The organism is Clostridium sp. MT-14 (genome assembly GCF_042436595.1).
In the GTDB taxonomy this organism is placed as follows: domain Bacteria; phylum Bacillota; class Clostridia; order Clostridiales; family Clostridiaceae; genus Clostridium_B; species Clostridium_B aromativorans.
In genome coordinates this window covers 1-16203 of the sequence record NZ_JBHMIY010000032.1, presented here as the reverse complement: position 1 = coordinate 16203, position 16203 = coordinate 1, and the positions used below count along the sequence as shown (strand labels likewise).

Below are 16203 nucleotides of genomic sequence, written 5' to 3'. Positions count from 1 at the left end.
CAACAGTACTATCTTCAAATACTAATTTGTCCCAAATCATATTTCAAAACTAACTCTATAAAAATTCACCTAAATTTAGCAGCACTACATTTTTTTATGATATGATTATAGTATCTTACTATAGAAGGAGATGATGTAAATGTTCAAAAAAGTACTTTCCTCCATGATCATGTCAGTCTTTCTCATATGCTCAAGCGGAACTGCAATAAATGTGAAGGCAAACACTGCAGCAGCACCAGAGGAAGCTAAATTTACAATAAGCATTGATGGAAGCAGTATTCCATCAGAATACGTACAGCCCTATCAGGACTCAAATTCAGTAGTCATGCTCTCTCTTAACGTATTTTGTGGGAAATTAAACGGAGAACTGAATATAAAAGGTGACAGTGCCGAATTCATTACTCCGGATTATACCGTAAAACTCGAGAGTAACAATAAAAAAATACGTGTGAACAATAAAAATATAATTTTGTCAACAGCACCAGTCATCAGAACTAATTTCGTCTTTGTGCCTCTGGAATTCTTCAGCCAGATACTCGGCAAGACCATAAACTGGGACAACAATACCGGGGCTGTTAAAATGTCCACCTCTGAAAAAGTACAACCTGGTCAGGAAAATTCTCAAATCTCACAGAAATTAGATACCTATTTGAACACACTTCAGAGTACGGATAATTTTCATGGAAGTGTACTTGTGGCTCAAAATAAAAAGATAATTTTGGACAAGGGCTATGGCAAATCGGACTTCGAGCAAAATATTCAAAATACACCAAATACCACATTTCCCATAGGTTCCATGACCAAACAATTTACAGCTATGGCCATAATGCAGCTGGCTGAAAGAGGATTGATAAGCGTATCCGATCCTATCTCAAAATATATACCCGATTTTCCAAATGGGAATATCATAACAGTAGAAAATCTTCTCACCCACAGCTCAGGAATTGTAAACTGTACCAACCTTCCTGAATTTTGGAACATGAGCCAGGATTCTTTAAAAGATATAAACAAGGTAATAGACCTATTTAAAAATAAACCTCTGGAATTCAAACCAGGAACCAATTTCAGCTACAGCAATTCCGGATATATTCTTCTGGGATATATAATTACAAAGGTGAGTGGAATGAGTTATGGGGATTACCTTCAAAAAAATATCTTTCAGCCGCTGGATATGAAAAATACAGGCCTGGGCTATAAAGGCACTGAAAAAATGTACTCCTCTACAGGTTACAGCGGCTACTTGGACGTTTATCCTGTAAGTGATGAAATAACACTCAGCGGGGCTTATGGTGCAGGGTGTCTGTATTCCACTACGGAAGACCTGTATAAATGGGACAGAGCCCTTTACACGGAAAAAATGGTAAAGCAGTCAACATTGGATAATATATTTTCAAATCATATAGCTATGACGCTCTCTGGCCCTTACTACGGATATGGTTGGATGCTCACAAGCGGAAAATACGGAAAGGAAATATACCATGGTGGAAATACAGTTGGTTTTACAAGCAATATAGCCAGATATCCAGCCAAAGATCTAGCTATAATCATTCTCACCAATGTAGGGTACTACAATATAAACCCTCTAAACGACACTCTGGCGGACATAACCCTAGGGGGAAGTTATAAACTTCCAAAGTCAAAGCAAGTAATTACAATTGACAGCAAAGCTCTTGGCAAATACGTTGGTAACTATAAGCTCGATGGAAATCTGGCAAATATATCCATAACCACTGATGGAAAAAATCTCTATTATGAGCAGGACAGCAGCGGTGAAAAATACCAATTGTATCCGCAGTCTCAAAATAAATTTTTCCTTAGGGTAGCAGATGTCAGCATCAAATTTGATATTGACAGTAAAAATACGGTTACAGGTCTTGAATTGTATCAATTGGGACTTGAAGTTCATGGAGACAAAATAAAATAGAAGGTGAAAGCTGTGAAAACAGAAATATTAAATGTTAAAGATTTAAATGTTAATTATAAAAATATTGTAAAAGGTGCAGAATATCTGAGAAAGGGTGAAGTTGTTGCAATTCCCACGGAAACCGTTTATGGATTAGCTGCAGATGCTTTTAATGAAAATGCAATAAAAAAGATATTTGAAGTTAAAGGAAGGCCACAGGATAATCCTCTGCTGGTACATATATACAAATTAGAACAGGTTTATGATATATGTAAGGATATTTCAAAAGAAACCCAAAAAATATTTGACGCTTTCTGGCCAGGATCAGTAACTTTGATTTTCAACAAAAAAGACTGTATTTCAGACACAGTTACTGCAGGAATGAAAACTGTAGGAGTTAGATTTCCAGAAAGCAGGATAGCAAGGGCTATAATTAAAGAAAGCAGAACTCTATTAGTAGCTCCGTCTGCAAATCTATCAGGAAAACCATCAACTACCAGTGCAGAGCACTGCTATAATGATTTAAATGGAAAAATTCCCTGTATTTTAGATGGAGGGCCATGTTCAATTGGACTAGAATCAACAATCATAGATATGTCCACTCCAGCACCAGTGCTCCTAAGACCGGGAGCAATAAGCCTGGATGACATACGCAATGTAATTCCAAATCTTATATACAAAAAGGATTTATTAAGCGTGAAGGGAAATGAAGTTCCAAAGGCTCCAGGAATGAAATACAGGCACTATGCACCGGATGCACCAGTAACACTGGTTGAAGGCAATTATACAAAGACCTCACAGTGGATCAAAGAAAATGCAAAGGAGGACAATGCTGTAATTTGTTTCCAAGAATTTTTAAATGATTTTAAGAGTTGTCAGCACATATATAGTTTAGGAAGTTTTAAAACGTTAAACACAGCAGCTCAAAAGATATTTGATCTGCTTAGAAAATGTGATAAATTGAATGTAAATCATATTTATATACAAGCTCCTGACGACAGTGGCTTAGGAAATTCTATAATCAACCGATTGGAAAAAGCAAGTGCAGGAGACATTATTCATATATAAATTATATTGTTTATGTAAAAAAATTGGAAGCATATAGAATCACTTTATACTTCCAATTTTTTTAATACGTCTATAAATTATCAAATTAGCTTAGATTGATGTCCATGCTGTTTGATTCCTAAAGCAACTTTAAAATATCAGCTTTCATCCTTAAAAGTTCCTGGGAAAACAATCTGCTTTCCTTATTGCCTCTGTTAAAATTCACGATTATCTCTTTCTTTACCCTGCCGGGCTTTGAAGAAAGTACATATATCCTATCTGAAAGTACAATTGCCTCTTCAATATCGTGGGTTACAAAGAGTATACTCCGATGGAGCTTCTCCCTCATTTTTAAAATCCAATTCTGCATTTTTCCACGGGTTATTGAATCAAGTGCACCAAAAGGTTCATCCAGAAGCATTATTTCCTCCGAAGAGAAAAAAGTTCTCAAAAAACTGGCCCTCTGTTTCATTCCACCTGAAAGTTCATAGGGATACTTATTTTCATAACCCCCCAGTCCGAACATGTCGATGTATTTCTTTGCATCTCTTCTCGACTGCTTTTTATCATTCCCCTTTATATCAAGGGGCAGTACTACATTTGAAAGAACGGTCTTCCAGGGCAGAAGAAGATCCTTTTGCTGCATATATCCTATATCACCTTTTACAAAAACACTGCCGCTGTCCTCTTTGAGAAATCCTGTTATTATATTGAAAAGTGTACTCTTGCCGCAGCCGCTGGGCCCAAGTATGGAAACAAATTCTCCTCTTTTGAGATATAGGGTTATATCCTCAAGTATTGTCTTGTCTTCAAACTTCTTGCACACATTTTCAATCTCAACCATCATTTCATCACTATTATTTTGGCAGAAATTCATTTGTGAATGCATCACTTGTTTTTAACTCCTTTTTTATAAGGCCTTTGTCCTTCAGAAATTTAGCATAACGCTGCCATACCTGGGATTTCATAACTCCCCATCGCGGTGCATCTGATACATACTGACCAGCCATATATTTCTGACTTTGAAGAGCCAGATTCTTGTCTATTTCAGGTGCATATTTCAAAAGTATATCTGCACTTTCTTCAGGATGCTTTATGGAGTATTCGTAGCCTTTGGCGGTAGCTGCCAGGAATTTTTTTACCTTTTCGGGATTCTTGCTTATAAGCTTGTTACTGCTTATAAGAATAGGTGTATAGTAGTCCAGAGCCGGATCCAGATCTTTAACGGGTATGTAATCAAGCTGCTCTCCCTTCAACTTGGCCTGTATACCTGTCCAGCCCTCAAAGATCCACGCAAAGTCTATATTTTTCTTTGTAGCTGCAAAAAAATCGTCATTTCCGATATTCACTATCTTGACCTTGCTAAAGTCTCCACCGCTCTTCTCCATGACAGCTTTAAGCACTGCTTCTTCTGATGGTGATCCCCATCCTCCATATACTTTTCCCTCAAAATCTTTAGGAGTCTTTATATTTTTGCTCTTAGGTGCGGCAAAACCGGAAGTGTTGTGCTGTATTATTGTGGCAATGGCTTTTACAGGAAGAGGATTGTCACTTGTAAGTGCATAGGTGACATCTTCCTGATAGCTCACTCCAAAATCACCTTTTCCAGCAGCTATAAGATTTGTAACACTTCCTTCTGAAGGCTGAACTATTTTCACATCCAGCCCCTCATCTTTATAATATCCTTTATTTAGGGCCACATACAATCCGGTGTGATTTGTATTTGGAGTCCAGTCCAGTATGACAGTGGTCTTATCCAGGGAATTTGATGTATCCTTTTTATCACTTGTTCCACATCCTGACATAGCAATTACACTTATAAAAACAGCCAGTATCAACAATATAAATTTACTTTTTCTCATCATTATCCCCCTCTTATTTCCAATGTATTATTTTTTTACCTATAAAGTCTATGATATAGATTATCGCAATACTCACTACAACAATAACCAGAATTGAGGCAAATACCTTATCAAGCTGGTAGGCATTCTTGGCCCTCACCATATATACACCTATTCCACTGTCTCCTCCCAGCCATTCGCCTATAATTGCAGACATTATCATGTAAGTTGCAGCAATCTTCAAACCTGAAAAAAAGTTGACCAGAGCATAGGGAAGTTTAAGATGGTAAAATATCTGAAGTTTGGAAGCCTTCATATTATGAAATAGATTTATGTAATCCACATCTATCTTTTCAAGGCCGTCTACAAGACTTACAACTATGGGAAAAAAGCATACCGTTATCACGACTATTATCTTGGGAAGTGCTCCAAATCCGAACCATATTATAAAAAGCGGTGCTATAGCTATAGTTGGAATAGTCTGGGATATGAGCAAAATAGGATATAGTGATTTCTTAACTGTATGAAAACTGTCCATTATTATGGCCAATATAAAAGAAAGCACTATGGATATAAAAAATCCTACAAAAGATTCATAAAGCGTTGTTTCCGCATTTTCCATTATGTTTCTAAAATCCAAAACGAGGGTCTTTATAATATTTGACGGCGAAGGAAGGATATAGGGTTGTATATACTGAAGACCCACCACCATCTGCCATAAAGCCACTACTACTGCTATGGTTATCACCGGGTACATCTTATTTTGAATATTTCCTGATTCTTTCATTCTAAACACCTTAAATTCACAATTTCAATCTGTTGAAATTACTGGATATTTTATCTTTTAACTCTTCATACTGAATTCCCTTTATGTTTGAGATTTTTCTGACAATGCCTTCAACTTCCCAGGGATATCCATACCGTTTATTCACCCACTCAAGGGAGTCGGGTCCATCTGTTTCCGTCAATATTCTGTCCAGGGGGAGAATATTCACTATTTCATCTGTAATCCTGGAATAGCCTATATCAACACTTATGGTGAAAAAACAACCACATTTTAATAGCTCCTTGAGCACATCCATATCACCGCTGTACCAGTGAATTATCGGTGTTCTCAATTTATACCTTTTTATATATTCCAGTATCTTGTGTTCTGCACCCTTGGTATGGATATTGGTTATCTTGTCATATCGTCTGGCCCTACTCAAAAAGTATTCAAATACCATGTCCATTTTGGGATATTTTTCCCTCTCCGGTACCCAGTAATAGTCAAGGCCTATTTCACCTAAAGCCTTACACTCCTTTATATAATCATCAAATTGATCCAGATTACCATAGTTTTTATGTGCTTCCCATGGATGTATTCCAAAACAGGGTATTATATTCTCATTCTCTTCACTTATCTTTTTCGTAAAAATATAACTTTTCAGGTTCATGGAGCATCCCAGTGTCTTGATATCATCTTTTTTTATAATATCAAGAGCTTTCTTTAAGTTTTCTCCATAAAAATCCATATGATTGTGGGCATCAACAAGCATTTCAATTATCTCCTATATAACTTTGACAAAAAACAAAAGCACTATCACAAATAGTGCTTCAGGATACAAATTACAAAGCGGTTTCCCTACGTCGGCGCTGCCCGAATCAGGTTCAAAGGGTTAAAGTTTTCACTTTTCTCAGCCGTACCGGCACCCCTGACACTACAGACAATATTAAATTTGCTACATTATTATTATAATATCACTTGTTTATAAAAATGTAAACATTTCATGTACATATCCGCAGTTTTATTTATCCAACTTGTCAATGACATTATGTTTTAATATGTAATCAGAATATTCAAGCTGATTCAACACATCCTCTTTGTCTTTCCTCAGGCTGCTATTCTCAGGCACTTCCTTTCCGGTCTTTACATCATAGTATACATCATCCTGGGAAGAAGAATAATAATTTTTATCTATAAAGGAACCATTTCTAAATATAACCTTCTGATTTTTAGGGTTAAAAAGATCTTTTCCAAACATATTTTTCCCGGGCAGATCAAATAAGTTACACACCGTAGGATATATATCCATTTCACCTCCATATACGTGATTCACACCTTTCACCGATTCGTTGGGAAAATGTATTAGAAGAGGTACCTTCTGAAGCCCTTCCCAATCCATTTCGGAAGTTGAATTTACATTCAGGAATTTGAACAGCTGCTGCTCTTTATCTTTGGGTATTGCATAGTGATCACCGTAGAGCATTACAACTGAATTTTCAAGCGTGCCATTTTCATCCAGAGCATTTAAAAACACTCCCAGTTGTTCATCTGTATAATGTATGGCTTTTAAATAATTTCCAAGAAGAGTACCTTTTAAATTTCCCACATCAAAATCACCATATTTATCCACATCATCATAGGGAAAGTGACTGGTCAGTGTTATTAAAAAAGCATAATAAGGTGATTTCATATTGTTCAATTTTATCAGAGACTGGTTCAAAAAAGATCTGTCACTGAGTCCCAAACCTATGGATTCATCTTTCTTATAACTTTTTTCACCATAGAAATTATCAAAGCCAAATTTTTTGTACATTATCTGTCTGTTCCAAAAATTTTCTCTAAAGCCGTGAAATGCTGCTGTACTGTAACCGTTATTTTTAAAATTTTCGGGCATGGCACTGAATTTATTTCCGGAATACAGAAAATACACTGCCCCAGCCGCTGCCGGATATATCGAATTGTTGGTCATAAACTCCGCATCGGAAGTTCCCCCTGCCGCTACCTGATAATAAAAATTATCAAAATACACTGACCTATTCACCCATCTGTTCAAATTCGGAGTTATTTCCTGTCCATTTACAGAAGCATTTATTACAAATTCCTGAAGGGCCTCTACCTGTATCATTATAAGATTTTTTTCCTTTGAATATCCTTTCAGATTTTTATTATCTGATTTATTATTATCCATAAAAGTATTTATGGCATTTATTTTTTCTCTGGAAACAGGTGTCATTTTGGTTATATTGGCTGAAAGTGAATTATAGATGTCTAAACAGTGATAATTCAATACACCTAGTTTTCTGCTTATATAAACCTTATTATACATTGCGCTCAAAAGTCTGGGCTGCTCTCTTGAAAGTCCATAAAAACTTATAAAATCCATACCAATGCCAAATAAGAGAAGCACGACAGCTGTTGATATCCTATAATTCAGCGGAAATTTGTTTTTTCTCTTTCTAACATATCTGTTCACAAAGGGAATTATAAATATGACATCAGTGAAATATAAAAAGTCCTTTATATTCATCAAATTTGACACACTGGATTTTACAGCTCCAAGCTGAAATCCGCTTATAAGCACGGGAAGAGATATTATGTCCTTAAAATATCTGAAATATATGATATCACTTACTATAAATGAACTTATTACAATATTGAATATATAGAGCATCCTGGAACGTGCCTTTGCTTTCAGAAGCAAAGATATGGAGATTATAATTATTACCGGGGCAATGACCGGAATGAAAAGAGATATAATTTTTATATACCCTGTTTCTAAATGCCTTCCATACATCAATATCTTAAAAGTTACACATACTATAAAAAATACTACATCCAAAAAATCTAGAAAAAACGAATTCAATCTATTCATATTAAATATCCTCAATCATCAATTTATTACAATACTAAAATTATAGAACTAATGAATAAAATTGTAAAATAATATGTGAACAATAATAAAAGATTTTTTATACCTATTTACATAGATGTCATAGTGTAGCATAATATATTTGTTATGGAAAGGCTAAAAAGAAGAAGGAGGTATATGTTTAATGGGAGAAAATGATGAAAATAAAGATAAACTTTCAGTAGATGAAGAAGCAAAAAAGCAGTTTTTAGAAGAACTTAAAAATAAAAATATGGAAGAGAAAAGAAGATTAGAAGAAAGTAAAAAGAAGAAAGGACAGGAAAAGGAGGAACAGCTCAAAAGAGAAGAAGAAGAGAAGCAAAGAAAACTTCTGGAAGAACAGGAAGCTGAAAAAAAGCTGGATGAATCCAGCCTGCAATCAGAGAAGCCCCAGGAAGAGGACACTAAAATTGACAATTTTAAAGCAGATAGTACTGAAATCGAACCTGTGTCAAAGGAAAAAACTTCTGACCGAAGTACAGATTTCAAAGTCAAAAACAACCTGGTATCCTGCAATCTGAAACTTTCCATTATAGATACAGCTGTATCGGCTGTAGTTTCTTTAGCCTGTCTTTATTTATTTGATCTTATTTTAAGAACCCTGTTTGGACATTATATAGCAGATATGAAAGGCATGTATATAATATTATTTCTAATAGTATCTATCTTATATCCTGTTATAATGAGAAGCTGCAAATCCAGGAAAACATTAGGTGAAAAATTTACCAAAGTACCAAAAGGAGTAGATTAAGAATTGAAAAAGGGCAGCCAACATGAATTTTTTATAGAAAAGTTAAAATTTCCAGCAGTTGGAATCGCACAAAAGGACGGAATAAAGGTATTTATAAAAAACTCTGTGCCAGGTCAAAAAATAAAAGGTCAGATTACAAAAAAAAGAAATGGATATGCAGAAGCCAAAATTGTGGAAATAATTGAAAATGTAAACTACGCAACAGAGCCCTTATGTCCCCACTTTAACCTCTGCGGCGGATGCAATTTTCAGTTTATTCCCTATAATATACAGGTTGAATTAAAAAAGCAGCAGGTTTTAGACCTGTTTGAAGAATCTTCTATCAAAGGTTTTAAATTCTTGGGTATAGAAAAAAGCCCCGAGGAATTTCATTACAGAAATAAAATGGAATTTACTTTTGGAGATGAGCAAAAAGGAGGATCTCTCACATTGGGAATGCATATGAGGGGAAAATCCTTCGGCATTGTGAATGTAGATAAATGCAAAATAGTAGATGAGGACTTTACTGTAATTTTAAATGAAATCGTCACCTATTTCAGGAAAAAGGGACTGCCTTATTACAGAATACGGAGCCACAGGGGATATTTAAGAAATGTGGTAATTAGAAGAGGTAAAAATACAGGGGAAATCCTCGTAAACATCGTTACTACTTCACAAATTGATTTTGATTTCAATGAAATAACTGAAATATTGAGAAATTTAAATTATAATGGCAAATTAGTGGGTGTACTTCACACTATAAATGACAATTTATCGGATGTGGTAAAAATAGATTCAGTGAAAATACTATTTGGAAACGATTATATAATAGAAGAAATTTTAGGATTGAAATTTAAAATTTATCCGGAATCATTTTTTCAGACCAATTCTAAGGGCACCGAAAAGCTGTATAGTATAATTAAGGATTTTTTAAAGGATACTTCCTCAAAAACGGTTTTTGACCTGTACTGCGGCACGGGAACTATAGCTCAAATATTATCCCCCCATGTAAAAAAGGTACTGGGAATAGAGCTTGTAGAAGAGGCAATAAAATCTGCGAAAGAAAACATAAAATTGAATGGAATAGAGAATTGTACATTCATAGCAGGAGATGTATTACATATAATGAAAACTTTAGAGGATAAGCCCGACATAATAATACTTGATCCCCCAAGGCCTGGAATCAATCCCAAAGCAATTAGACAGATTATAAATTTCAATGCTCCTGAAATAATTTACGTGTCCTGCAATCCTAAAACTCTTGTAAATGACTTAAATATATTTATCCAATGCGGATATATACTGGACAAGGTAAAACTCATGGATATGTTTCCCCACACTGCCCACGTGGAGACTATAGTTTCGCTGCATCGGCCAGCCGCCATCACCCATAGTGGGCTTTCACCGTCAAGTTACGATCCATATATGGCACATAAAATAAAGGGTAAAGCTTAATACATAAAGCCTTACCCTAATTTATGATAGAATAAATATATTTTAAACAGTAACAATTTTTGAAATTTGAAATCTTAAACTTAAGATTATCTCAATGGCTTAAAGCTCTTTAATCGTAAAGCATTGGTTAAGACAGAAACAGAGCTAAAACTCATTGCCAACGCTGCAATAATAGGATTTAACAAAGGTCCACCAAATAAGTACAGTATTCCCATAGCTACCGGTATTCCCAATGTATTATAACCAAAGGCCCAAAATAAGTTCTCCTTTATATTTTTTATAGTTTTTTTGCTGAGTTCAATAGCTGTGGGTACATCCATCAGATCACTTCTCATGAGCACGATATCTGCAGACTCAATAGCCACATCGGTTCCCGATCCGATAGCTATCCCTATATCAGCTTGTGCTAAGGCTGGAGCATCATTTATTCCATCACCTACCATAGCAACTTTTTTTCCTTCTGACTGGAGTTTTTTTACTTCATTCGCCTTATCCTGCGGTAAAACTTCTGCCAATACCCTGTCAATACCTACTTGGCTAGCAATGGCTTCTGCGGTCCTCTTATTATCACCAGTTATCATCGCAATTTCTATTCCCATATCATGAAGTCTTTCAATTGCTTTTTTGCTGTTTTGTTTAACTGTATCTGCTACGGCAATTATACCACTCAAGCTTTCATTTACGGCAATGAACATAGGTGTCTTGCCTTCCTGTGCAAGTTTATCCGATTCCTCTTCTAAACTTTCCAGAAGAAGAACATGATTTTCATCCATAAGTTTTTTATTACCCAATAATATTACATTATCATCGATTATCACCTTTATACCATGACCTGGAATGGCCTTGAAATCCATTGGTTTTTTCAAATCAATAGATCTTCTTTCAGCTTCTTTTACAATAGATTCACCAAGTGGATGTTCAGATCCTTTTTCTGCAGTGGCTGCTATTTGAAGCAGATATTCTTCACTTATATCTTTAGCTGTAATTATGTCTGTAACCTTTGGTTTTCCCTCTGTAAGTGTACCTGTTTTGTCAAATACTATAGTTTGAATTTTATGTGCAGTTTCCAATGCTGTGCCACTTTTTATAAGTACTCCATATTCTGCACCTTTACCGGTTCCAACCATTATTGCTGTTGGTGTTGCAAGACCAAGAGCACAAGGACATGCTATAACAAGTACCGAAATAAATATCGTTAATGAAAAAACTCCTGATTGTCCTGTTAAAAACCAGGCCAGGGATGAAACCAAGGCAAGTCCTATAACTACAGGTACAAAATAACCTGATATTACATCAGCCATTTTAGCTATAGGAGCTTTAGATCCCTGAGCATTCTCCACCAATGTTATTATCTGTGCCAGCGCTGTATCTTTACCAACCTTAGTTGCTCTATACTTAATAGAACCGTTCTTATTTATACTCGCACCAATTATTTTATGACCTATGCTTTTTTCCACCGGTATACTTTCCCCGGTGAGCATTGACTCATCTACGGATGTACTGCCCTCAATGACTTCACCATCTACAGGCATTTTTTCACCCGGCTTGACAACTACAATATCTCCCACTTCAACTTCATCAATTGGTATTTCAGTTTCTCTATTATCTCTTATTATGACAGCAGTTTTAGGAGCTAATCCCATAAGCTTTTTGATAGCTTCAGAAGTTTTGCCTTTGGTTATTGCTTCCAAATACTTACCAAGAGTAATGAGAGTCAAAATTACACCTGCAGATTCAAAATACATATGATAACCATTGTTGCCGGAAAGTATTTCAATTACTGCAAATACACTATATAAAAATGCCGCCGAAGTTCCAATTGAAATCAATGAATCCATATTTGGACTCAACCTAAACAACGATTTAAATCCAACGATGAAATATTTTCTACCTACCACCATTATGGGCAAGACAAGTATTAGTTGTAAAACAGCAAAACTTTTTACATGCTGCATAGGATCGATAATTTCAGGCAGCATAATATTAAATTTCCCCATAATCATCGGTATCATTGCAAGCAGCAATAATGGTACTCCAAAAATTGCTGATATTAAAAATCTATGCCATAATGCTTTGATTTCCCTTTCCTTTTTTTCTTTATCTACATCAATATTGCCTTCTTCTTCTGAAGCTCTATAGCCGGCTTTCTCAACAGCCTTTTGTATATCGGATAATGTAACTACTGTGTTATCATAATTTATATTTAATTTTTCAGTAGCAAAATTTACACTTGCACTTTTAACTCCTGGCAATTTTCCTGAAATTCTTTCAACAGTTCTTGCACAAGCTGCACACGTCATTCCTTCAATTTTAAGCATTTGATTTTTCATAATAAATACACCTCTTATATCAACTGATAGAATATAACATTATCTTCCCATCATATTTTGATGCATTTCTATCATATCATCCTTATTAATTGATGCCATCATCCCGGCCATAGACCCATAGCCATTTTTTTGCATCATATCGATCATCTTTTTATAATCACCATCGCTTAAATTATTCACAAACTTGTTCATGGCATTATAATCCCTGTTTTCCATATCCTTTGCTGCTTCATTAAAACCGTTATCCTTCATTATTTTTATCATGTTGTTATAATTATCGTCTGATTGAGATTTTACAGCTTGTGTGTTTACTAATGACATATTAGCGTTATTAGAATCTATATTACTTTTTTGCTTTGCATATACAGCAGAAATACTTCCTATTACAGCTAGACTTGATATTACCAAAACTATAATTTTATTTTTCATTTTAATATCACTCCTATCTAATAATTTTAAATTATTTTTTATTTACTTCTATTTTCATAGAATTTTATTATTCATATATTTTCAAGGGAATTCATCTATATAACTCTACTGCTCACCCTATCATGCCTCTCGTATAGTTATTTCTTGTTTATGCGTTTATTATACTTTTTATTTGTGAAGTCATTATGAAACTAAGTATATATCCTTAATTATAAATTGGAATTTACATAATAATATATTATTATACCAGCTATACCCACGAAAAATATTAATATACATCGATACACAGGCATTTCAGCTTTATTACTCAATACATCATATTGTTCTATTTGACATCTATTTTTAATTATTCTTCCTGCAATTATTGCTATAATAATCATTATGAAGCTAGTAATATGAACAATTGTAAATGGTTTGATAATCACGGGATTTGTCCTAAAAAACTCTACTATTATCCTGTTCATCGAAAATCCTATTATATATTTAATAAACAATTCTCCGTCATAATTTATTCTACTTTTTTTCCTCCATAGAAAAGCAAAAAGAAAAAGATCTAAAATCATTTCATACATTTGAACTGGATGGACTATCTGTGAACCAACTTTAATTCCCCATGGATAAACAGTTTTCATTGGAATTCCAAAAATATCGCAGCCTATTCTTCCAATTGCTTGACCTATAGCTATACCCGGGGCAATGGTATCAGCAGCTTTCCAAAAAAAATTCTTTTTTTCCTTGTATACCATGCTGCAAATAATGTTCCTCCTATCAGTCCTCCCTGAATAGACAAACCACCCAGATTTATAAGGAATATTTCCAATGGATTTCTTAAATAGTGCCCAAAGTTAAAGGCTATAACATAATATAATCGTGCACCAACTATTGCAGCTATAATTGTATACATTATTAAATTAAATACCTTGTCTTCATTTAACCCCTTTCTCTTGGCTTCTTTCATGACAATCAGTATTCCGATTATCATTCCTACAGCTACCATTACACCAAAAATATTAATATTAAGATGTCCTATTTTAAAAAGTTCCCTCATTTAGATTTCTCCTTTTGTATTGGTTTTTTGAATACTCTTAGAATTTCAACAGCATCTCTAAAAGTTATTATTTTTTTTGGAATAAATCCCGGTACTTTTTTTATATAATCAGAATATTGCTCTCCAAAGGTATTTATCATTGTTTTTTCTTCTTTTCTTGCAAGCCTTGTATACATAACAAATAACATTGGAGCCATTATTAATGTAATAAGCGTAGGCCATTGTAGAAGGAATCCTATTATTGCAAGAATAAATCCACTATACTGCGGATGGCGTACAAATCTGTATATACCATCCATAACTAGCTGTCCATTTCCTAAATGTATTCCTCTCCAGCCTATTGCAATTATAAACAATCCTCCGAAAATAAATATATTGCTTATAATGTGTACTATATTAAATAGAACAGGTGAGTCACCTGCTAAAACCACCCATAAATGACCATTAGCATGGGAAAATGGATCAAGTACAGGATATCTCTTGCCTAAAATCGACGTTAAAATATAAATTGTCAATGGATATCCAAACATTTCACTAAATAATGCTACCATAAAACCTGAAAAAGCTCCTAAAGTCCTCCAATCCCTTTTTGTCCTTGGCCTAAACGCAAAGTATGCAAATAAGCTGAAAACGGCTATATTAAATATAACAACAGGCCATAATCCATATCCATATTCATTAAAGCCATGCATAATATCCTCTCCTTTTATGTTTACGTTTTTATCCAATATTATTAATCAAACATATTATTCTACAAAATAATGAAGATACTATGAAGCTATATATGGTTAAAAATTTTTTATTATTTCTTCATTTAACCTACACATAAATCCTGTATGTTAATAATCAAAAAATGATAGTATATACAACACAATGTATTTTAATAAATTAATGTACTATCCTTATTAAACACTTCAGCAAAATGTTTAGCGAATAGATATTACACCTATTCCAATTTGTCAAATTGTATACTTTTTTGTGTTATACAAGAATTTTATGTAGAACTTATGAAGATTTTATTGTCAATAAACATTTTTTATACAAAAAACAATGAGTATAGATTTAGTTTTTAACCAAATCTATACTCATTTTCAAAATTTTTAGTTATTCAAATTCTGTTAAGCTTTTTCTATCCCTACCACATCATAACCTGCATCTTTTATGGCTGCTTTAATCTTTTCATTAGAAATACCATCTTCTACTTTTTTCCTAAGATTTTTAATATGTGGGCATCTATAGTTCTATCAGAACCGTCAAAATCAATACCGTATACATTTTGAATGAGCTGTTCTCTGGATAGAACTTTGCCACCATTTAACGCAAGAGTATATAAAAGTTCAAATTCATTTGGAGTTAAAATTATATCTTCTCCTTTTACCTGTACATTTCTCTTTTCCTTATCAATTTTAAGCCTCCCATTATCATATGAAAGCACTGTTGATTTACCGGAATTTATTCTTCTAAACAATGCGTTTACTCTTGCTGTCAATTCCCTTGGGCTTAATGGTTTAGTAAGATATTCATCTGCTCCAACGTTAAGGCCTTGAATTTTATCACTCAATTCCACCTTTGCAGTAAGCATGAATATATGGATATTCGATGTTTCTCTTATAATCCTGCACACATCTTCACCATCAATATCTGGAAGCATAAGGTCTAATATAACAAGTTGAAAATCTATTTTAGTGAACTACCACCACTTATTCCAGCATTCTTCTGAATTCACTCCAGCTTGCTTCGCTTATT

14 protein-coding genes, 1 pseudogene and 1 riboswitch are annotated in these 16203 nt (G+C 34.2%); of the genes and pseudogenes, 4 read left to right on the top strand and 11 right to left on the bottom strand.

Annotation, left to right across the window (positions count from 1 at the left end):
- Positions 1-139 precede the first annotated feature (139 nt).
- Positions 140-1924 carry a serine hydrolase gene (locus tag ACFHWD_RS17065; protein WP_378062785.1) on the top strand — a complete coding sequence of 595 codons (1785 nt, stop codon included), beginning with the start codon at positions 140-142 and terminating at the stop codon, positions 1922-1924.
- A 12-nt stretch (positions 1925-1936) separates the two neighbouring features.
- Positions 1937-2971 (top strand): L-threonylcarbamoyladenylate synthase, encoded by a 1035-nt coding sequence (locus ACFHWD_RS17060; protein ID WP_378062784.1) that lies wholly within the window; start codon positions 1937-1939, stop codon positions 2969-2971.
- A 118-nt stretch (positions 2972-3089) separates the two neighbouring features.
- Here ACFHWD_RS17060 and ACFHWD_RS17055 read toward each other — a convergent pair whose 3' ends face one another.
- The 5 genes from ACFHWD_RS17055 to ACFHWD_RS17035 all read right to left on the bottom strand — a co-directional run bounded on the left by ACFHWD_RS17055 (position 3090) and on the right by ACFHWD_RS17035 (position 8429).
- Positions 3090-3839, bottom strand: coding sequence for an ABC transporter ATP-binding protein (locus ACFHWD_RS17055; RefSeq protein ID WP_378062795.1), 750 nt, complete (start codon positions 3837-3839; stop codon positions 3090-3092).
- Positions 3808-4812, bottom strand: a complete 1005-nt coding sequence (locus ACFHWD_RS17050; RefSeq protein WP_378062783.1) for an ABC transporter substrate-binding protein — start codon at positions 4810-4812, stop codon at positions 3808-3810. The genes ACFHWD_RS17055 and ACFHWD_RS17050 overlap by 32 nt, the downstream gene beginning before the upstream one ends.
- 13 nt (positions 4813-4825) lie before the next feature.
- Positions 4826-5578, bottom strand: coding sequence for an ABC transporter permease (locus ACFHWD_RS17045; protein ID WP_150356608.1), 753 nt, complete (start codon positions 5576-5578; stop codon positions 4826-4828).
- A 16-nt stretch (positions 5579-5594) separates the two neighbouring features.
- On the bottom strand, positions 5595-6329 hold the full coding sequence (locus ACFHWD_RS17040) for a TatD family hydrolase (protein ID WP_179977014.1): 735 nt from the start codon (positions 6327-6329) through the stop codon (positions 5595-5597).
- 66 nt (positions 6330-6395) lie between these two features.
- Positions 6396-6497: riboswitch (TPP riboswitch) on the bottom strand.
- 81 nt (positions 6498-6578) lie between these two features.
- Positions 6579-8429 carry an LTA synthase family protein gene (locus ACFHWD_RS17035; protein WP_378062782.1) on the bottom strand — a complete coding sequence of 617 codons (1851 nt, stop codon included), beginning with the start codon at positions 8427-8429 and terminating at the stop codon, positions 6579-6581.
- A gap of 181 nt (positions 8430-8610) precedes the next feature.
- Between ACFHWD_RS17035 and ACFHWD_RS17030 the strand changes: the two genes are divergently transcribed.
- Both ACFHWD_RS17030 and rlmD read left to right on the top strand, forming a co-directional pair.
- Positions 8611-9216 carry a hypothetical protein gene (locus ACFHWD_RS17030; RefSeq protein WP_378062781.1) on the top strand — a complete coding sequence of 202 codons (606 nt, stop codon included), beginning with the start codon at positions 8611-8613 and terminating at the stop codon, positions 9214-9216.
- Positions 9217-9219: 3 nt separating this feature from the next.
- A complete protein-coding gene (gene rlmD, locus ACFHWD_RS17025) occupies positions 9220-10650 on the top strand; it encodes a 23S rRNA (uracil(1939)-C(5))-methyltransferase RlmD (protein WP_378062780.1) in 1431 nt (476 codons plus the stop codon).
- A gap of 86 nt (positions 10651-10736) precedes the next feature.
- Here the strand turns inward: rlmD and ACFHWD_RS17020 are convergent, their stop codons facing one another.
- The 6 genes and pseudogenes from ACFHWD_RS17020 to ACFHWD_RS16995 form a co-directional block, all read right to left on the bottom strand.
- Positions 10737-12980, bottom strand: coding sequence for a heavy metal translocating P-type ATPase (locus ACFHWD_RS17020; RefSeq protein ID WP_378062779.1), 2244 nt, complete (start codon positions 12978-12980; stop codon positions 10737-10739).
- A 39-nt stretch (positions 12981-13019) separates the two neighbouring features.
- Complete coding sequence (locus ACFHWD_RS17015; RefSeq protein WP_378062778.1) at positions 13020-13409, bottom strand: hypothetical protein; 390 nt, start codon at positions 13407-13409, stop codon at positions 13020-13022.
- Positions 13410-13618: 209 nt separating this feature from the next.
- Complete coding sequence (locus ACFHWD_RS17010; protein WP_378062777.1) at positions 13619-14155, bottom strand: prolipoprotein diacylglyceryl transferase; 537 nt, start codon at positions 14153-14155, stop codon at positions 13619-13621.
- Complete coding sequence (locus ACFHWD_RS17005; RefSeq protein ID WP_378062776.1) at positions 14092-14457, bottom strand: prolipoprotein diacylglyceryl transferase; 366 nt, start codon at positions 14455-14457, stop codon at positions 14092-14094. The genes ACFHWD_RS17010 and ACFHWD_RS17005 overlap by 64 nt, the downstream gene beginning before the upstream one ends.
- Entirely contained in the window at positions 14454-15149 is a 696-nt protein-coding gene (locus ACFHWD_RS17000) for a methyltransferase family protein (RefSeq protein ID WP_378062775.1), read from the bottom strand. The genes ACFHWD_RS17005 and ACFHWD_RS17000 overlap by 4 nt, the downstream gene beginning before the upstream one ends.
- 426 nt (positions 15150-15575) lie before the next feature.
- Positions 15576-16147: pseudogene (locus ACFHWD_RS16995) on the bottom strand (winged helix-turn-helix domain-containing protein); the annotation flags it as partial.
- Between the last annotated feature and the right edge of the window lie 56 nt (positions 16148-16203).